Origin of the sequence: Paenibacillus jilunlii, assembly GCF_900102965.1 — a bacterium.
Taxonomy (GTDB): Bacteria; Bacillota; Bacilli; order Paenibacillales; family Paenibacillaceae; genus Paenibacillus_AQ; species Paenibacillus_AQ jilunlii.
In genome coordinates this window covers 140,310-159,128 of record NZ_FNGM01000003.1, presented here as the reverse complement: position 1 = coordinate 159,128, position 18,819 = coordinate 140,310, and the positions used below count along the sequence as shown (strand labels likewise).

At 51.8% G+C, this 18,819-nt stretch carries 14 protein-coding genes; 4 read left to right on the top strand and 10 right to left on the bottom strand.

Features of this window, described 5'->3' with window-relative positions; genetic code table 11:
• Positions 1-75: 75 nt before the first annotated feature.
• The 3 genes from BLQ82_RS07810 to BLQ82_RS07800 form a co-directional block, all read right to left on the bottom strand.
• Positions 76-1,008, bottom strand: coding sequence for a dihydroorotate dehydrogenase (locus BLQ82_RS07810; RefSeq protein ID WP_062528429.1), 933 nt, complete (start codon positions 1,006-1,008; stop codon positions 76-78).
• Positions 1,001-1,705 carry a dihydroorotate dehydrogenase electron transfer subunit gene (locus tag BLQ82_RS07805; RefSeq protein ID WP_062528430.1) on the bottom strand — a complete coding sequence of 235 codons (705 nt, stop codon included), beginning with the start codon at positions 1,703-1,705 and terminating at the stop codon, positions 1,001-1,003. Before BLQ82_RS07805 ends, BLQ82_RS07810 begins: the two co-directional genes overlap by 8 nt.
• Before the next feature lie 86 nt (positions 1,706-1,791).
• On the bottom strand, positions 1,792-2,832 hold the full coding sequence (locus BLQ82_RS07800; protein ID WP_062528431.1) for an NADH:flavin oxidoreductase/NADH oxidase: 1,041 nt from the start codon (positions 2,830-2,832) through the stop codon (positions 1,792-1,794).
• 181 nt (positions 2,833-3,013) lie between these two features.
• Here BLQ82_RS07800 and BLQ82_RS07795 point away from each other — a divergent pair, with 181 nt between their 5' ends.
• A complete protein-coding gene (locus BLQ82_RS07795; protein WP_062528432.1) occupies positions 3,014-3,898 on the top strand; it encodes a polysaccharide deacetylase family protein in 885 nt (294 codons plus the stop codon).
• 84 nt (positions 3,899-3,982) lie between these two features.
• Here the strand turns inward: BLQ82_RS07795 and BLQ82_RS07790 are convergent, their stop codons facing one another.
• Entirely contained in the window at positions 3,983-4,651 is a 669-nt protein-coding gene (locus BLQ82_RS07790; protein ID WP_425281072.1) for a 3D domain-containing protein, read from the bottom strand.
• A 370-nt stretch (positions 4,652-5,021) separates the two neighbouring features.
• Here BLQ82_RS07790 and ppk1 point away from each other — a divergent pair, with 370 nt between their 5' ends.
• Entirely contained in the window at positions 5,022-7,142 is a 2,121-nt protein-coding gene (gene ppk1 / locus BLQ82_RS07785) for a polyphosphate kinase 1 (protein ID WP_062528434.1), read from the top strand.
• On the opposite strand, the gene BLQ82_RS07780 is transcribed toward ppk1, so the two are convergent.
• From BLQ82_RS07780 to BLQ82_RS07765, 4 genes are all read right to left on the bottom strand, one after another.
• Positions 7,090-8,619, bottom strand: coding sequence for a Ppx/GppA phosphatase family protein (locus tag BLQ82_RS07780; protein WP_062528435.1), 1,530 nt, complete (start codon positions 8,617-8,619; stop codon positions 7,090-7,092). The two genes, ppk1 and BLQ82_RS07780, sit on opposite strands and share 53 nt — an antisense overlap.
• A 114-nt stretch (positions 8,620-8,733) precedes the next feature.
• The gene (locus tag BLQ82_RS07775) at positions 8,734-9,456 is read right to left on the bottom strand and encodes an amino acid ABC transporter ATP-binding protein (RefSeq protein WP_062528436.1); all 723 of its coding nucleotides are present in this window, start codon (positions 9,454-9,456) and stop codon (positions 8,734-8,736) included.
• On the bottom strand, positions 9,443-10,102 hold the full coding sequence (locus tag BLQ82_RS07770) for an amino acid ABC transporter permease (protein ID WP_062528437.1): 660 nt from the start codon (positions 10,100-10,102) through the stop codon (positions 9,443-9,445). Before BLQ82_RS07770 ends, BLQ82_RS07775 begins: the two co-directional genes overlap by 14 nt.
• A gap of 142 nt (positions 10,103-10,244) precedes the next feature.
• On the bottom strand, positions 10,245-11,063 hold the full coding sequence (locus tag BLQ82_RS07765; RefSeq protein ID WP_062528438.1) for a transporter substrate-binding domain-containing protein: 819 nt from the start codon (positions 11,061-11,063) through the stop codon (positions 10,245-10,247).
• Between the two features lie 467 nt (positions 11,064-11,530).
• Here BLQ82_RS07765 and BLQ82_RS07760 point away from each other — a divergent pair, with 467 nt between their 5' ends.
• Positions 11,531-13,276, top strand: a complete 1,746-nt coding sequence (locus BLQ82_RS07760; protein WP_062528439.1) for an alpha-glycosidase — start codon at positions 11,531-11,533, stop codon at positions 13,274-13,276.
• A gap of 685 nt (positions 13,277-13,961) precedes the next feature.
• On the opposite strand, the gene glgA is transcribed toward BLQ82_RS07760, so the two are convergent.
• A complete protein-coding gene (gene glgA, locus BLQ82_RS07755) occupies positions 13,962-15,392 on the bottom strand; it encodes a glycogen synthase GlgA (RefSeq protein ID WP_062528440.1) in 1,431 nt (476 codons plus the stop codon).
• 37 nt (positions 15,393-15,429) lie between these two features.
• Complete coding sequence (gene glgB / locus BLQ82_RS07750) at positions 15,430-17,349, bottom strand: 1,4-alpha-glucan branching protein GlgB (RefSeq protein ID WP_062528441.1); 1,920 nt, start codon at positions 17,347-17,349, stop codon at positions 15,430-15,432.
• Positions 17,350-17,565: 216 nt separating this feature from the next.
• Here glgB and BLQ82_RS07745 point away from each other — a divergent pair, with 216 nt between their 5' ends.
• A complete protein-coding gene (locus BLQ82_RS07745; RefSeq protein ID WP_062528442.1) occupies positions 17,566-18,786 on the top strand; it encodes a glucose-1-phosphate adenylyltransferase in 1,221 nt (406 codons plus the stop codon).
• Positions 18,787-18,819 lie beyond the last annotated feature (33 nt).

Below are 18,819 nucleotides of genomic sequence, written 5' to 3'. Positions count from 1 at the left end.
TTTCCCATTATATTAACCATAGTACACGAAGTTATCTCAGGAAGAGAAGACCTAGCCACAAATCTTTGCCTATATTTAGATGATACCGCGGATTTCCTCCAGCGACGATATGTTCTCCTCGATCATGAACTGCTGCAGCTCTTCTACAAGCGTGCTGCCTGCACGCAAATTCATGAAGTTATAGGTGCCCACCTGAATCACCGTTGCTCCGGCCATGATGAATTCGACGATGTCTGTAGCGGAGGTAATACCCCCCATGCCAATCACCGGTATGGATACCCGCTTCGCCACCTGGTGCACCATTCGGAGCGCCACCGGTTTGATTGCAGGACCGGACAATCCGGCATATAGATTATTGAATACACTGCGGCGGCGGCGGACATCGATCTTCATGCCGGAGATCGTATTGATCAGCGAAATCGCGTCAGCGCCTTCCTCCTGGCACATTTCGGCCATCTCCGCGATATCTTCGGCATTCGGGGACAGCTTCACTGCGAGCGGAAGCTTGGTTGCCGCTCTTACAGCACGCACCACCTCCTGTGCAGCAGGTGTTTTTACACCAAAGGCTATCCCGCCTTCTTTGACGTTCGGACAGGAAATATTCAGCTCAATCATATCCACCGCAGGTTTGCCGGCAGCGCTGCGCGCCTCGGCATCCCGCTGAATCAGTTCGGCCCCCAGCACATAATCTGGCAGCGTGTTACCCCCTAGGTTCACTAAACGTGCGGTATCCAGCGTCTCCCAATAAGGAAGCTCCTTGGCGAGGAACGCTTCTACCCCCGGATTCTCCAGCCCCACGCTGTTCAGCATGCCGGAAGCTGTCTCATAGACACGCACACCGGGATTGCCTGCCTTAGGGTGAAGGGTAAGGCCTTTGCCGGAGATACCCCCCAGCAGGGATACATCATACAGCTTGCTGTATTCACGGCCGAAACCAAAGGTTCCGGAGGCCATGATGATCGGGTTCTTGAAATGAACACCCGCTATGTTAGCATTCATATTAATCATGGAAGATCACCTCTTCCGCATTGAATACCGGACCGTCTGCGCAAGCCTTGCGCTGTCCGTCACGGCAGGAGACGCTGCACACGAGACAGGCGCCGATTCCGCAAGCCATGCGGTTCTCCAGGGACAGATACACATTTGGTCTTTTGCCGGCTGCCTGTGCAGCGATCCCCTTCAGCTGCGCAGCTTTCAGCATCGGATGCGGCCCGCAGACAAAGATATGGTCATAGCTTGTAAAGTCGACGCTATCGAGCACCAGGCCGCCTACGTTGACTGTCAATTCAGCGGCCAGAGGGCGAAAAGCCTCCGTGCGGAACGCCTCACGGCTGAAGCCCAGATAAATATCGCTGCCCGGCAGCTCCTGCGCACAGTAGTACAGAGGGGCGATCCCGATTCCCCCGCCCACTAGAGCAACTTTGCCATCCACAGCCGGAAATCCGCTGCCAAAAGGCCCCTCAAGCTCCAGGGAATCTCCGGGCTTCAGTTCAGCAAAAATCTTCGTTCCTTCACCCACCACATGATACAGAAATTCCACACCGTTATCGTTCACTTGATGTATGCTTAGCGGTCTTGACAGCAGCGGAAAGGCTCCCCATGCCCGCAACATGTAGAATTGCCCCATTGCACCACCGTAATCCCCTTCGACCCGAAGGTGATACACTCCATCTGCCAGCCGCTCGTTACTAATCACCGTCGCCACGTTATCAAGCTCCTTCAAATTTAATCTTATTAACCATGCCTTAGAAGGAACTTAAAATCTGTGACAAAGTTCACATTCCTAATTGTCTATTTTTGCTTCCAGACCCCGCGTTCGTATGGCTTTGGCACATTCGCTTTATCTATTCCGCCGAGCGCCTCTTCGGCGTGCAGCGCCCAATAAGGGTCGCTCAGCATTCCCCGGCCCACGGCAACAAGCTCCGCCTTCTCCTCCGTGGCAATCGCTTGGGCCTCCTCATAGGATTCCAGGCGCCCAACTGCAATCACAGGAACCTGGAGTCCGCTGCGGATGAACTCGGCAAGACCGACCTGGTATGCCGGTCCTGCATTAGGACCGCCATTGGATCCAATGGGTCCTTCGCCTCCTGAAGACACATGGAACATATCCACTCCAGCAGCCTTATAGCGGCGGCAGAACTCAAGCGCATAGTCTTCATCATATCCGCCTTCGACGTATTCTTTGGCGGATACTCTCATTAGCAGCGGCATTTCAACAGGAAGCACCTCACGTACGGCACGGGTCACCTGTTCGCCGAACAGAAACGGGTCTGCACCATATTCGTCCTCTCTGACGTTGGTCAGCGGCGAGTGAAACTGGTGAATCAGGTACCCGTGGGCCCCGTGAAGCTCAACAGTATCAAAGCCGGCTTCCACTGCCCGCCGTGCCCCTTCACGGTAGGCCTCTATCAGCCCGGCAATTTCTTCTGTGCCGAGTGCACGGGGTGTCTTGGACTTGGCGTCGAATGGAATGGCCGACGGTGCAACGGGCGGCTCCGCATCCTGAGCCTTGCGGCCGGCATGGCCAAGCTGGATGGCAATCTTGGCGCCTTGAGTATGTACCGCATCGGTCAGTCTCCGGTAAGCTTCAATATGCCCATCGCTCCAGATCCCCGTATCTTGATTGGTGATCCGGCCATCAGGATGAACTCCGGTCATCTCTACAATAATGAATCCGGTACCGCCCACAGCCCGGCTGACATAATGAACGAAATGCCAGTCATTTGGGATTCCGTCCTGCTTGACTACAGCGTATTGGCACATGGGGGGCATTACAACTCGATTTTTTAAGGACAGGGCCTTTAAATCATAGGGTGCAAATAAATCCGGCATTTCCATTCCTTCCTTCCCGCTGCGTTCTCATAATAGACAGGTTTTTTCCCCGTCAAATGTAGTATACACGTATTTCCGGCATTGGAGGCATGGAGATTCAGCATAATTCTGCCTGCGGCTGGGGATAACAAGGTAAGTTAGAAGTCAGGGAGTAATCCATACGAAAAGGAGGTATGACTGGATGAAATGTCTGCAGATGAGCCTAAGGCTGCTCATTCTGGGGGGGATCTGCATAACACTGCACATTCCTGTGTCCTCCAGTGAGCGTGCCGCCGCCTCTCCGGAGATTCCCGGGCAGATTCTCCAACTGGGCAGCAGCCAGAAATCCGGGGCAACTCCAAAGGAAGATCAAGCCATCCCCGCAGGTTCTTCTTCCCGAAGTGCAGCACCATTGCAAAAACGCTCCAAAACACTTACCCTCAGCCAACTGCTGCGCAAATATCCTGAAACGATTAAGACCCGTGGGCCGCACCGGAAACAAATCGCCCTTACATTCGATGATGTGCCGGACCCCCGTTTCACGCCGCAGGTGCTGGACGTTCTGCGCAGGTACCATGTACATGCCACGTTTTTTATTGTGGGCAGCCGGGCTGAGAAGCACCCGGAGCTTGTGGCCAGGATGATCAGGGAAGGCCACACCGTCGGCAATCATTCCTACAACCATCCGGAGTTCAGCAAAATCAGCGTAAATGCATTCCGCACACAGATTATCCGCACTGAAAATATCATCAAAACCACGGCCGGCTATAAACCCCGGCTGATCCGCCCGCCCTATGGGGACATCAGTGAACCGCAGCTGAAATGGGTTAAAGCCCACGGCTACAAGCTGGTGAACTGGAATGTGGACTCACTTGACTGGAAGGGACTGCGCAAATCACAGGTGCGGAATAATATCATTGCGGGCGCCGGCAAAGGGGCCATCGTTCTTCAGCATGGCGGAGGAGGCCGGGGCAGCGATTTGCGTGGAACTATCCAAGCACTGCCGGAAGTGATCAATATCATGCGCAAAAGAGGCTATACCTTCGTTACCGTCCCCCAGATGCTTCAGATCAGCCAAGAAAAATAAACAGCAGACCTCTTCTTTGACACAAAAAAAGGAAACGGAGACTGCCGGGCTTCGGCAGGCTTCGTTTCCTTTTCAGTTTAGAGCCTATTCGATCATATACAGCTGCACATATTGGAACCCGAAGTCCGCAACATAGCTTTGGCTGCCGGGGATAAAGATGTCAATGCGGTTTCCCTTAATCGCACTGCCCATGTCGGTTGCAGTAGCAACGAACGCCTGCTTGGGCAAACCCGGATGGGAATAGCCGGTTACGAGCATCTTTGTGCCAAGCGGTATCACACTGGGATCGACTGCAATCGTGCCCAGCTTCAGCGGATTGCCGAAATAGTCAACGGCTCCCCATTTGCCGTTCTCGCTGATTGCTGAAGAATACGCCGTTGCTTTGACCTGAAGCACTTTGTCATAGCTGTATTCCTTACCCCAGGCCTGAACGGTGCTGGTCTGCGGCTCTACACTTAAAAGGGAGGCTTCCCCGAATGCCTTGGCTGCAGGTTCGGCAACCGCTACGGCCTGTGTCTTCACAATGCCCGGAATGGCCAGCTTCAGGCCCGGATAAATATTATTGGCTGCAATATTGGGATTGGCGTCCATAATCTTATCCATGCTTATGCCATAATGATTGGATAAGGTATAATAGGTAGTAGCTTCTCCTGCGATATGTACGCTGTCTGCCTGAACAGGTGCTGCTTGCACCAATGTGCTGATTCCTAGCGCTGCAGCCAGTGCTGCAGCCGCTCCAAACTTGATTTTCATAATATCCTCCTTCATTATTATCGCAGTCCGATGGGGGTGTCCCGCTCTTCCTGCTACACAGTAACTCCGGACGTATGTACCTTGTATTTGCCCTGATGTGTTGGTTTGTAAAACTAACAGTAATGAATATATCACAATTTTGTAACCATTGCCTATGAAATTGTTACCAAACTGACAGAAATGGCATTTTGAAGCGTTACCAAACAGTCAAAAGATAACATATTATTAATGGATTATTTCAATAATTCATACTTTTGCAAAAAAGCCGGTACAAATTCCCCGCAGATTTTACACAGATTTAACATTTCTCTCTTTAGCAAATAGTAGAATGATAGAAGAACACAAAGACATTGAAGCACTTGGAGGGTCCATGAACGTGAACGAAGAAGAAAAAAAGAACAACCATACCAGCCCGGCAACCGCCTACCTGAACCGTGACTTAAGCTGGATCGAATTTAACCGCCGCGTACTCCAGGAGGCGCAGGATCCGGACAATCCCCTGATGGAGCGGGCCAAATTCCTGGCGATTGTGTCCAGCAATCTGGATGAATTCATCAGTGTCCGCGTGGCAGGGATTCAGGATCAGATCCGGGCCGGTTATACTAAAAAGGACTTTACCGGCTATACCCCCTCCGGTCTTTATAAACGCCTCATCAAGCGGGTCAGCAAAATTATTGCCGATCAATACCGGACATTCCGTGACATCTCCCGCAGTCTGCACAAGGAAGGCATCGTGTTTGTGAATTATGAGGACCTGACACCGGCACAGGAGCTGTCCATTGAACAATATTACCGGGACATTATCTTCCCTGTCCTGACACCCATGGCGGTAGATCAGAGCCGTCCCTTTCCGCTGGTGCACAGCCAGTTCATCTATCTTGCCGTCGTGCTGACACGCAAGGACAGCCAGGAGGAAGAGCCTTATTTTGCGATTCTGCAGATCCCTTCCAATCTGCCGAGATGCATTCCTCTTCCCCACCGTTCCAACAGCAAAAAACGGCAGTTTGTTTTTATAGAAGACGTAATCCGCCATCATATCCAGACTCTGTTCAGCGGCTACGATCCCGTTGCCGTAAGCGAATTCCGCTTAACCCGCAACTCCGACCTGACGATTGACGAGGAAGGTGCGGAGGACCTGCTTGAGGAGATTGAAAAAGAGCTGCGCAAACGGCGGCGGGGCGTCCCTGCCCGTCTGGAGGTCCAAAAAGGAATCCACCCTTATGCATTGGAGCAGCTGCAGGCTGAATTCGAGCTTGAGGATTTTGTCTTTGAGATTGACGGGCCGCTGGATCTTGGTTTCCTGCGCGGCTTCGCCGGCAGCCTGAAGGGCTTCAGCTACCTGCATGATGCGCCGATTGAACCGCTCTATCCTGCGGAGTTTGATGAGAATGAGGATTTCTTCGAGGTGCTGCGCGAACGCGATGTACTGGTGTACCATCCTTATGAATCCTTTGATGCGATGACCGATTTCATTACGCAGGCCTCGGAAGATGAGCAGGTCATGGCAATAAAAATGACGCTGTACCGTGTCAGCGGAAACTCTCCGCTGATCAGTGCCCTCGCAGTCGCCGCTGAATCCGGCAAGCAGGTCACTGTCGTTGTCGAGCTGAAGGCACGCTTCGACGAGGAGCGCAACATCGCCTGGGCGCGCAAGCTGGAGCAGTCCGGCTGCCATGTCGTGTACGGGCTGGTCGGCCTGAAGACCCATGCGAAGATCACGCTTATTGTCCGCCAGGAAGGGCCTGAACTGCGCCGCTATGTGCATGTGGGAACAGGCAACTACAATGACAGCACGGCCAAAGCCTACACGGACCTCAGCCTGTTCACAGCGAACAGCGAGATTGGTCTGGATGCTTCAGAACTGTTCAACCAGATGACCGGCTATTCGGCCAATTATGACTGGAATGCCTTCGTTGTGGCTCCGACCAACATGAGCCTGTCGCTGCAAAAGCTGATTCTGCGCGAAGCCGAACATGCCGCTGCCGGGCGTCCATCCCGGATCATCGCCAAAATGAACTCTTTGTCGAACCAGGAGGTCATTGACAATCTGTACAGTGCCGCCCAGGCAGGCGTGCCTATTGATCTGATTGTGCGCGGCGTCTGCTGCCTGCGGCCGGGGATAGAAGGCCTTAGCGAGCGGATCACGGTCCGCAGTATTGTCGACCGTTTCCTGGAGCATTCCCGGATCTATTATTTCGAGAATGGCGGCAATCCTGAGGTCTACCTGTCCAGCGCCGATTGGATGACGCGCAATCTGACGCGGCGCATTGAACTGATGTGCCCGGTGAAGGACCCTGTAATCCGCAAGCAGATTGTCAAGATTCTTGAGATCACCCTCAAGGATAATGTGAAATCCAGCTTTCTGCAGCCGAACGGATATTATGAACGTGCAGACGACAAAAAGGCCCCTTTCCGGAGCCAATTCGCTGCTATGGAGGTTACGCGTTGGAAGGGAAGCCGAGCTTTACCTTCAACCCCCAAACATTCCTGAACGCTTTGAGGGCGTTCTCGATGTCCTCCAGCCCGATAAGGAGTTCGCCTGCACCCTGCAGCTCCAGATCAAGCGTATTGCCGTGCAGGCGGGCCTCCAGCCCGCTTACAATGCCAATCTCGGTACTGTCCAGAGCAATGCTTAGCTGTACCAGAGTACCGAGCTTATGAATCCATTCCTCGTCGGAAGCCAGCAAAATGTCCTTGTGAGTCTGGGACAATTTCTGCTTCCGGCTTTTGGTGCTGTAAGAGGCAATCAATGCTCCCAGAATCAGCTGGCGGTGTGTAAGCCCGCGGATCGGGGAATTCATCAGCCAGTACCGCGTATGCCGCTTGGATTGATAATAATTGATATTGGAGCCGGTCCGGTGCAGCATGACTGACACATAGATCAGCATCCGCTGCTCGTCCCGGTCCCCTTCTGCATCAAAGGCGTCAAAAAGGCTCACCGCCAGCTTGTAGATATGGTCCAGATGCCGCTTCGAGGTGCGGATATCAAAGCGGATTATCGTGTTCAGGCTGAATTCCAGGGCGCTGTCGCGCACAGGCTGCCCGGGATCGAGCAGGTCATGCAGCATGCCTTCCCGCAGGCCTTCCCCGCTGATTACGGCCCGGCTGGCGCCGATATACCGGTACACCGTATGAAATATAATCAGCCCGGAGACGATAATATCCCCCCGGCTCTTGGAGAGCCCGTCCAAATCTTTGCGTTTCTCATACGGAATGGAAGGCAGCGTCTCCATAAATTTATCAATGGTCTCGCCGGAAAGAGTGTAGCCGTGTGAATTCGGCAGCGAATAATCCCGCATCTTCTGGTCCAGCTTTCCGAGGGAGCGCAGTGTCCCGCCAAGCCCGTAGAGCGGCAATCCCGGCCCGCTGTTCAGCCAATCATGCTCCACCAGCCTCCCGGTCACATAGGCCTGAAGCTTGCGTATCTGATCATTGTTCCAATTGCCATGGTGGCCGAACATCAGATTCGTATTCACCGCACCGAACGGAAAGGAAATACTCTGCTGGTAGCGCCGTCCCCGGAACAAGGTGATCTCCGTGCTTCCGCCCCCGATATCTATCACAAAGCCATCCTGAACATCAAAGGCGTTGATAACGCCCAGAAATCCAAAGTAGGCCTCCTGGTGGCCGCTGATGACTTCAATATGGATCTCCGATGCCTCCGAAAGGTAGGAGATGATCTCCGTTGAATTCGCCGCATTGCGGATCGCCGCAGTGGCACCGGCACGGATTTTGTCGACCTCGGACTCGCTGCAAATCTCCTTGAACTGATGAAGGACGGGCACAATCCTATCCATGTCCTTCCGCTCCAGCCTGCCGTCCCTGGTAATTTTCTCACTCAGACGAGCGGAGTATTTGCACTCCTTGATGATTTTGTAGCCTCCTTCCGGCGTCGTATCATAGATCACAAGGCGAATGGAGTTGGAACCAATATCAATGATGCCAATCCGGCAAAGATCATCTCTCATCTGTATGTACTCCTTTTCAAGTTGATTGGCCATCTATATACTATAACACCCATTTCTCCCCAGGCAAAAGCAAAACGGCCGCCGAATAAGATTCGGGGCCGCAAAAGGGCTGTGCTATAGGACTTTGCTTAAAAAATCCTTGGTCCGTGCATGCTGCGGATTGCCGAATACCTGTGAAGGATCGCCTTGCTCCACGATAACGCCGCCGTCCATGAACAGGATGCGGTCGCCTACTTCACGGGCAAAACCCATCTCATGGGTAACAATGACCATCGTCATGCCGTCTTCCGCCAGCTTCTTCATGACCTCCAGAACCTCACCGACCATTTCCGGGTCAAGCGCCGAAGTGGGCTCGTCGAACAGCATCACATGCGGCTGCATGGCAAGCGCCCGCGCGATGGCAATCCGCTGCTTTTGTCCGCCGGAGAGCTGGGCCGGATAAGCGTCGCGTTTGTCAGCAAGACCGACGGTTTGCAGCAGCTCAAGGGCAATTTTCTCCGCTTCGGATGCCTGCTGCTTTTTCACTTTCAACGGGGCCAGCATAATATTCTGCAATACGGTTTTGTGGGGGAACAGGTTGAACTGCTGGAAGACCATGCCCATTTTTTCCCGGGTCACGTTAATATCATGCTTCTTGCCAGTTATTGACTCCCCTTCAAAGGTGATTTCGCCGCCTGTAGGCTGCTCCAGCAGATTGAGGCAGCGCAGGAAGGTGCTTTTGCCCGAGCCGCTGGGGCCGATAACGACAACCACTTCACCTTTGTGAATCTGCAGATCGATGCCCTTCAGAATATCCAGTTTGCCAAAACTTTTGTGCAGGTTGTTAACGGCGATCATCCGTGTTCAGCCTCCTTTCCAATATGCCCAACACCTTCGACAAGGTGAATGTAAGAACAAAATACATCACGGCGATCACAATTAAGGGATTCAGCCCCTCATAGGTTATGGTTGTTACGGATCTTGCCTCGAAGAGCAGATCTGCCACCCCGATCATGGACACAATCGAAGACTCTTTAATGATCGTAATGAACTCATTGCCGATGGCGGGCAACACGTTTTTGATCGCTTGGGGGAGAACAATATAGCGCATGGTCATCCCCTGCCGCATGCCGAGCGAACGCGCTGCTTCGACCTGTCCACGGTCCACCCCTTGGATGCCGGCACGGAAGATCTCCGCCAGATAGGCGGAGCTGTTAATGGTCAGTGTAATGGCCCCGGATTGGATCGGTGTAAACTCCAGGCCAAACTCCGGCAGCCCGTAATGGATCAAGAACAGCTGCACCAGCATCGGTGTGCCGCGCAGGAATTCCACCCAGGCCGTCGCGATAAAACGCAGAATCCACAATTTGGACATCCGCAGCAGGGACACAATAATCCCAAGCACAAAACCGAAAAATACCCCCAGCACAGCCAACAGCAAAGTGTACTTCAAGCCGGAAAGAAAAAAATTGCGGTACTCATAGGCGATATCGAATACATTCATTTGTGGCATAACCTCCTGTCTGCAAAAAAATAGAAAACAGCGGAACACCGCCATTTTCAGATCGCTCCCAATTATTTAAGCCTTCCCTGCAGCAGCGGCTGCAGGGGTTAAACTACTTCAGATCACTTCAAGTGCCCGGGAATTACTTCTCGGCCAGCTCGCTTGCGGCTGCAACATACTCATCGATTTTGCCTTCAGAGTTCAGACGGGCCAGGGTCTTGTTCACCTGATCCAGCAATTCGTCGTTGCCCTTCTTCACACCGATCACATATCCGTCATCCTCTACCTCAGGTTTGGCATCTGTGATGGCCAGCCCCTTGACGTTCTTTACAAAGGATTTGGCTACCGGACCTTCCATGATCGAAGCATCCACACGGTTGGACTGCAGCTGCAGCACGATTTCAGAAATTTTGCCCAGTGAAGTGAGCTGCGCGCCTTCAATCCCTTTGGCAATGTCTTCCTGAATCGATCCGGTCTGCACGCCCAGCTTCATCCCTTTCAAGGAATCCATCGTCGCAAACTTATCTTTGTCGGCTTCTCGCACAACCACCGCTTGTTCGGCTTTGTAGTAAATATCCGACAGGCCTACCGCCTTTTCCCGTTCCGGTGTTGGACTTAGTCCCGAAATCACCATATCCACTCTGCCGCTTGAGAGCTCATTCAGCAGGGAATCGAAAGCCAGATCCTTGATCTCCAGCTTAGCTCCCATATCCGCAGCGATTTGCTTGGCAATCTCGATGTCAAAGCCCACGATGGTATCCTTGCCGTCCACCACTTTGTGGAATTCATATGGAGGAAAATCGGCACTGGTTCCCAGTGTAAGCGTCTTAGTCGCAGCGCTGCTATTGGTATTCGCACTGTTGCCTGTAGCTGCGTTATTTTCTTTGTTATTGTTGCCGCATCCGGTCATAAGGCCTGCTACGAGCAGCATCCCTAATGAAAGTTTACCCCATTTGTTCATCTGCATATCTCCCCTATTCTCTTTAAGTTCTCTAGTTGTGCCATTGACCGATTTATTATAAATCAACACGCATGAATATGCAAAGACAAATTTGTGACAAAGACTGTAAAATTGCGGCAGAAACTCACGCTGATGCTTGACAGCTTTTACCCTTTCATTTTGCACATCCTTTTTAACAAAGTATATACTATGTACTATCTCCAATTGATCCCGGAATAACAAAATGGTTCATGCGCTCACAGTGGGGGGTATTAACATGCTAAAAGACCCACAAAACCTTAGCTTATGCATTTGAAGCAGGAGTTATGACTGAGTGATTCAGGGAGTCTATGCTTACGAAGCAAGTTTTGTACGAAGCAATCTCTGGGTGCCAATGCTCACAAAACTAAGCCTATGCTTACGAAGCAAGTTTTGTACGAAGCAATCTCTGGATGCCAAAGCTCACAAAACTTTTAGGAGGTGCAATCATGCTTTTGGAAGCTATGTACCATGTTCCCCGTGACAAATGGGCTTATGCCTACGATGCACAGACTATACATCTGCGTGTTCGCACCAAACGGGATGATGTGGACTGTGTAGCCGCGCTTACCGGGGATAAGTACAATTGGAAAGACACCTCTTACGATATCATGATGGACAAAGCAGCCTCGGACGACAAGTTCGATTACTGGGAAGCTGCGGTCCGGCCTAAATATAAGCGTCTAAGCTACACCTTCCGTGTGAGCAAAGGCAATGAAAGTGTATATCTGCTTGACAACGGTATCCGGACGGAATACCCGGCTCCCCCCAACCACTATTATGAGTTCCCCTACATACACCAAATCGATTTGTTCCAGGTGCCGAACTGGGCCAAGGATGCGGTGTTCTACCAGATCATGACGGAGCGGTTCGCCAACGGCGATCCATCGAATGACCCGGAGGGGACAGAGCCATGGGGCGGGACGCCGCAGCTGAATAATTTTTTTGGCGGAGATCTGCAGGGCGTGCTGGACCATTTGGACGATCTGCAGGAACTCGGGATCAATGCCGTTTATTTTACCCCTCTGTTCGTTTCCCCTTCCAACCATAAATACGATATCGTGGATTATAAAAGGGTCGATCCTCATTTTGGCGATAATGAGCTGCTCAAAACCGTTGTCGGGGAATGCCACACAAGAGGAATCCGCGTGATGCTGGACGCCGTGTTCAATCATTGCAGCGACCAGTTTCCGCCGTTTCAGGATGTTCTGGAGAAGGGGGAGTACTCCGTATATAAGGACTGGTTCCATATCAACTCCTTCCCGGCCGAAATTGTCGACGGTATTCCTGCGTATGACACCTTCGGTTTTTTTGGCAATATGCCGAAGTTCAACACCGCTAATCATGAGGTAAAAACCTACCTGCTGGAGGTGGCCGAATACTGGATCAAGGAAATCAAAGCGGACGGCTGGCGGCTGGACGTTGCTAATGAGGTGGATCATCATTTCTGGCGTGATTTCCGCAAAGTGGTCAAAGCAGCCAATCCGGAAGCCTATATTGTGGGTGAAGTTTGGAGTGATTCCTTAACCTGGCTGCTGGGCGACCAGTTCGATTCGGTGATGAATTATCCTTTTTCCGGGACGGTATTGGAATTCTTCAACGGGGGCATGGACGGCATTACCTTCGGACACCGGATCGGTGCCCTACTCATGCGTTATCCGCAGCAGACCAATGAAGTGGTCTTCAATATGCTGGGCAGCCATGATACCCCCCGGCTGTTGACGGTAGTGGGTGAAGACAAGCGGAGGCTCAAGCTGGCCGTTGTTTTTCTTTTTACTTTTATGGGGACTCCTTGTATTTATTATGGTGATGAAATTGGTCTTACAGGCCATGAAGATCCCGATTGCCGCAAGTGTATGGAATGGGATGAAGCAAGCCAGGACCGCGAGCTGTATGACTTCTATAAGATGATGATTGCCCTGCGCAAGCACAACAAAGCGCTGCGTGAAGGCCGCTTCCGTATCCTGCAGGCGTGTGAGAATGACCCGTGCATCGTCTATGAGCGTGCGGATGAAGTGATTCATTTTACCGTATGGATGAACAATTCGCCGGTGCCCCGCATCCTCAGCCACCCGATGGAAACCGATGATTGGCAGGATGCCTTGACCGGAGACCCGGTTGCACCGGAAGAAGGAATGATGCATATCTCGCTCGACCCTTTCGGGTACCGGATTCTCAGCCGGGACTTGGGTTAAAACAAGCAGCAACGCCTTCGGCTTCCTCAACAAGATACCGTATGCCTCCCCATGAGCCCTTCGGCAACTCCAAGTGGAAAAAAGGAAACTAATCTGCCCCGGCACCCTATTCTCCGCAGGTTAAGTGGAAAAAGGGTAACTAATTCAGCTCATCTCGTCCCTAAAGAGGGAATATGGCCATTTAAGTTCCCATTTTCCACTTAAATCTCATAATTCTTGATTTTGGGGAGAATTAAGCTCCCTTTTTCCAACTAAAACTTGCGAAGAAGCTGGTGAGCAGGCGCTAGTGGGAATCAGGATATCTAGACCGCCTGATCCCTCACCTCTATAGGTTCCAAGATACGGGCAAACTGGCATCGCCGCTTCAACAACGGCATTTCTGCCGCTGTTTCCAGGCCAACCAGCCTGCTCCGCTTCAACATCAGCATTTCTGCCGTTGTTTCCGGGTCAACCGGCCTGCGCAACTCTGCCCACATCGTGTGGTTAGTCTGAATCCGCCGAAAAGCAGACTTTTCCGCAAAATAAAGCTCCTCTGTCCGCTACACTCCGTAAATGGAGCCCTACTTTCCTCCACTGCTTATATCATTTGAGAAATCCAAAGTTGTCCTGATTAGCACAAAGGACGTTCAGCAAGATCTTCTGATCTGCCAAACGTCCTTTTCTCTGCCTTTATAAGGCTGCTGTTCTATACGTATTCCAAAATGCGGTTATAGATTTCCATATACTGCTGTGCTGATACATTCCAGCTGTAATCACCGGCAAACGCATTTTTGGTCACTTTTTTCCAGTGCTCGGGCTTGTGGTAGAAGGATACCGCCCGGCGGAGCGTGTACATCATGTCGTGGGCGTTGTAATCCTTGAAGGTGAAGCCGTTGCCCTCTCCGGTTACCTCATTGTAGGCATGAACGGTATCATTCAGCCCCCCGGTTTCCCGGACGACCGGAATACTGCCGTAACGCAGGGCCAGGAGCTGGCCGATCCCGCAAGGCTCGAATTTGGACGGCATGAGGAACAGATCGCTTGCTGCATAAATTTTGCGGGACAGCGCGTCACTGAACAGAATCTGCGAGGACAGCTTGGTCGGGTAACGCCACTGGGCCTCCCGGAACCAGCGTTCATAGACTTCATCCCCGGTCCCCAGCAGGACAAATTGAATATCATCATAATAGAGCAGCTCATCCAGCACACGGGTTAGCAGGTCCAGGCCTTTGGAGTCGACGAGACGCGTGACCATCGCAACCAGCGGAATGTATGGGGCCACCGGCAGTCCCAGCTCCTGCTGAAGGGCAATTTTATTCTCCGCTTTTTTGGCCAGATTGGTACGGTAGCGGGTATAGATCTGCGGATCGCTGGCCGGATTGTAGATCTTGGTGTCAATGCCGTTAACAATCCCGCTCAGACTATCCGCCCGTGAGGAGAGCAGACCATCCAGTCCATAGCCGTAATATGCTGTACGGATTTCTTCAGAATAAGTCGGGCTGACGGTAGTGATGTGATCGCTGTAGACGATGCCCGCCTTCATGAAATTCACATTGCCGTAATACTCAACGCCCAGGAAATAGCTGTCATCCAGACCCAGCAGCTCACCGAGCACGGAGTAAGGGAATACTCCCTGATACAGCAGATTATGAATGGTAAATACGGTCCGGATTTCACTGTAAAACGGGTTATGGCGGTAATGGGCCTGCAGCAGCATCGGGATCACTGCGGCATGCCAGTCATGGCAATGCAGCACATCAGGCTGGAAATCAAGCGTCTCCAGACACTCCAGCACCGCCCGGTTAAAAAACGAAAAACGCTCTCCATCGTCCATGTAACCGTAAATGCCATCCCGCCCAAAATAATATTCGTTATCGATAAAGTAAACGGGAATGCCGTCATATACAATCCGTTCAATGCCGCAATATTGGTTACGCCAGCCGACCGGCACTGTCAGAGCCGCAACATGCTCCATTTGTGAGACAAATTTCTCCGGAATTCCCCTGTATTTCGGCAAAATGACCCGCACATCCACACCTTCGCCTTTCAGCGCTTTGGGCAAAGCTCCAATGACATCGGCCAGCCCTCCTGTTTTGACGAACGGATGAGCTTCGGCTGCAGCAAATAAAACCTTCATCTCTCGAAATCCCCCTTATGTGTATGGACTGCGATTCCTATTTTACCGCCTTGCGGCCTGCTTTTTTCAGCACCAGAAAGCTTAGCGGAGGAATGGTCAGTTCAATGCTGTTCACCTGGTTGTGCCATTCTGTTTTGCTGCTCTTCATCGGGGCGTTATGCACACCGGAACCGCCAAAGTCCGTATTTTCGGAACTGAACAGCTCTTCATATGTCCCCGGACGCGGGACTCCGAGCCGGTACATTTGCCGCTCCACCGGCTGGAAGTTGATTATAATGAGCAGCGTATCGACAGGCCTTTTGCCCCTGCGGATATAGGAAACGATACTCTGGCCGCTGTCATCGGCATCGATCCACTGATATCCTTCCAGCTCATGGTCAAGCTCCCACAGCGCTTTTTCATTCACGTAGAGCTTATTCAGCGCTGCAGTGAACGCCAGCATCCGGCGGTGGCTTTCATAATCGAGCAGCAGCCAATCCAGCTGGTCTTGATCCTTCCATTCGATAAACTGGCCAAACTCTCCTCCCATGAACAGGAGCTTTTTGCCGGGATGGCTGATATGGTAGCCCAGAAGCAGGCGAAGTCCGGCGAATTTCTGCTCATAGGTGCCGGGCATTTTGTCCAGCAGCGACTTCTTGCCATGCACCACCTCGTCGTGGGACAGCGGAAGGGTGTAATTTTCGGAGTAGGCATAACAGATGGGAAAGGTCAGCAAATTGTGATGATAGGGCCTTGCCCCGAAATCATGTTCTATGTAGCCGAGTGTGTCATTCATCCAGCCCATGTTCCATTTGTAGTTGAACCCCAGTCCCCCCTCATGCACCGGTGCTGTCACCCCCGGCCAGGCGCTGGACTCCTCTGCCATCATCAACGCTTTGGGATAATAATGAAAAATCGTCTTATTGAGCCGCTGGATAAACTGGATGGCTTCCAGATTCTCCAGCCCCCCGTTGGCATTTCTGCGGTACTCATGCCCTTTCTTCTCAAAATCCAGTCTGAGCATACTGGTGACCGCATCTACCCGCATCCCGTCAATATGGAACATCTCGAACCAGAACAGCGCATTCGATATCAGAAAGGAGGAAATTTCCGGTTTGCTGAAATCAAAAGACAATGTCCCCCAGCCCGGCTTCTCCGCCAGCATGGGGTCAGCGTATTCATACAGCGGCGTTCCGTCGAACATTCTCAGACCATGGGCATCTTTGGCAAAATGAGCCGGCACCCAGTCCAGCAGCACGCCAATCCCTGCCTGATGCAGCTTGTCGATCAGAAACATCAAATCCTGCGGTTTTCCATAGCGGCTGGTTGCAGCAAAATAGCCTGTGCCTTGATAGCCCCAGGATAAATCGTAGGGATGCTCGGCCAGCGGCATGAACTCAACATGGGTATAGCTCATTTCGGCCAAGTAGGGAATCAGCAGCTCACTCATCTCCCGGTAAGTGTATAATCCGCCGTCTTCCTTCTGGCGCCAGGTCCCAAAATGCATTTCATAAATATTCAAAGGCGCGTTATAAGGAGCCTTGCTCCGCCGGCGCCAGGCCGCATCCCCCCACACATAGCCGTTCAGATCAGCCACAATGGAAGCCGTCGCCGGACGTACCTCTGCCTGGAAGGCATAAGGATCAGCTTTGAGAAAGTTTGAGCCGTCTGGGCCCACAATCCTGTATTTGTAAAAAGTTCCCGCTTTCATTCCCGGAAAAAAACGACTCCAAAATCCTGAATCGGGTATCTTATATAACGAGTCCACGTCTTCGGTCCCATCCCAGCCGTTATGATTACCAGCCAGTCCTACATATGTCGCATGAGGAGCCCACACGGTAAAGCGTACGCCCGGTATTCCTTCTTCAGCGGCAATGTGCGCGCCCAGCATCGTATAGCTGCGATAATTCGTGCCCTCATGGAACAGATAAATATCATCAGATGACGGGAGGTTAACTGTTGTTGATGTATTGGCCAAATCATCACCACCTTAGTATATAGGATGCACCTTTAACATTACCCGAATGTGGAGGTTTTGAAAATGATTTTGGGCAGATTTTCGGGTTCTGAAAAATAAAGAAAGTAATGAATGTAATTTTTACAGAAGCAGGGCAATATATTTCACCTATGCGTTTCAAGTGCTTGCGCAGCGTGTATATTACAAGCATTGACAAAAAAATGGGAGGGATAACAAATGAGTAAAAAAGAATGTATCGCCATGCTGCTGGCAGGAGGGGAAGGACGCAGACTCGCCCCCTTGACTTCCACCATGGCTAAGCCTGCAGTCCCTTTCGGAGGACAGTATAGAATCATTGACTTTCCCCTCAGCAATTGTGTAAATTCCAATATTGATACTGTAGGGGTATTGACTCAGTATGAAGCCAATTCCTTGCATCATCATATTGGCGAAGGTGAGCCATGGGGTCTCCATACCCAGTCGGGCAAAGGAGTGAAGCTGCTTCCCTCCGGCGTTGAAGGCAGAGACAGCTACACAGGAACAGCCGATGCCATTTATAAAAATATTGAATTTATTGACAGCCACAACCCAGAACATGTCCTTATTTTGTCGGCGGATCATATTTACCATATGAATTACCGGAAAATGCTCAATTATCATATTAGCAAAAATGCAAAAGCTACCATCTCCGTTATGGAAGTGCCTTGGGATCAGGCCAGCCGTTTCGGGGTAATGAACGTGAATGATGAGCTTAAAATCTCAGAATTTGCCGAAAAACCCAAGGTTCCTAAGAGCAACCTTGCTTCGATGGGTATTTACTTATTTGAATGGAAATACCTCAAGGAGCATCTGCTGCTGGATGCCGCCGATTCCGCCTCCAGCCATGATTTTGGCAAGGATGTCATTCCAACGATGCTGGATGGCAACGAAGCTCTGTTCGCCTACCGTTTTCAGGGGTATTGGCGGGATGTAGGGACGGTTGACAGCCTGTGGGAAGCTCATATGGATCTGCTGCACGAAGGCAACGGCTTCAAGCTCGACAACTCCCGCTGGCCGATGTACAGCCGGGCCCGCCGGACGAAGCCGGTGCATAAACCACGGGTTCAACTGCCTTCTGCTGACAGTCTTGTGAATGATTCCTGCCTGCTGGAGGGCAGCCTGAACCGTTCGGTCGTCTTTGGCGGAGTTGAAGTCGGCAAGCTGAGTCTGGTGAAACAGAGTGTCATTATGCCCGGGGTAAGAATCGGACGTGGCGTGCTGATTGAGAATGCCATTATCGGTGAAGGGGCTGTCATTAAGGACGGGGCCGTGATCAAGGGCAGTCCGGACAACATCGTCGTTGTCGGCCCGCATGAGATCGTTGCCGCCAAGCCGGTCATTAAGACCCAGCCTTCCCGTCTTCTGCAGGAGGTCTACGAGAAAACCGGACGTCTGCGTGCGGAAGGGCTTCCTTCTTAAAACGAATATCGCTCCAACCGGAATAAGGGATGA

Excerpts from the sequence above, each read along its gene's own strand:
- BLQ82_RS07765 (WP_062528438.1), bottom strand. The coding sequence starts at position 11,063 with ATGAACAAATGGGGTAAACTTTCATTAGGGATGCTGCTCGTAGCAGGC.
- BLQ82_RS07810 (WP_062528429.1), bottom strand. The coding sequence starts at position 1,008 with ATGATTAATATGAATGCTAACATAGCGGGTGTTCATTTCAAGAACCCG.
- BLQ82_RS07775 (WP_062528436.1), bottom strand. The coding sequence starts at position 9,456 with ATGATCGCCGTTAACAACCTGCACAAAAGTTTTGGCAAACTGGATATT.
- BLQ82_RS07770 (WP_062528437.1), bottom strand. The coding sequence starts at position 10,102 with ATGAATGTATTCGATATCGCCTATGAGTACCGCAATTTTTTTCTTTCC.
- BLQ82_RS07745 (WP_062528442.1), top strand. The coding sequence starts at position 17,566 with ATGAGTAAAAAAGAATGTATCGCCATGCTGCTGGCAGGAGGGGAAGGA.
- BLQ82_RS07790 (WP_425281072.1), bottom strand. The coding sequence starts at position 4,651 with ATGAAAATCAAGTTTGGAGCGGCTGCAGCACTGGCTGCAGCGCTAGGA.
- BLQ82_RS07795 (WP_062528432.1), top strand. The coding sequence starts at position 3,014 with ATGAAATGTCTGCAGATGAGCCTAAGGCTGCTCATTCTGGGGGGGATC.
- ppk1 (WP_062528434.1), top strand. The coding sequence starts at position 5,022 with ATGAACGTGAACGAAGAAGAAAAAAAGAACAACCATACCAGCCCGGCA.
- BLQ82_RS07780 (WP_062528435.1), bottom strand. The coding sequence starts at position 8,619 with ATGAGAGATGATCTTTGCCGGATTGGCATCATTGATATTGGTTCCAAC.
- glgA (WP_062528440.1), bottom strand. The coding sequence starts at position 15,392 with ATGAAGGTTTTATTTGCTGCAGCCGAAGCTCATCCGTTCGTCAAAACA.
- BLQ82_RS07800 (WP_062528431.1), bottom strand. The coding sequence starts at position 2,832 with ATGCCGGATTTATTTGCACCCTATGATTTAAAGGCCCTGTCCTTAAAA.
- BLQ82_RS07760 (WP_062528439.1), top strand. The coding sequence starts at position 11,531 with ATGCTTTTGGAAGCTATGTACCATGTTCCCCGTGACAAATGGGCTTAT.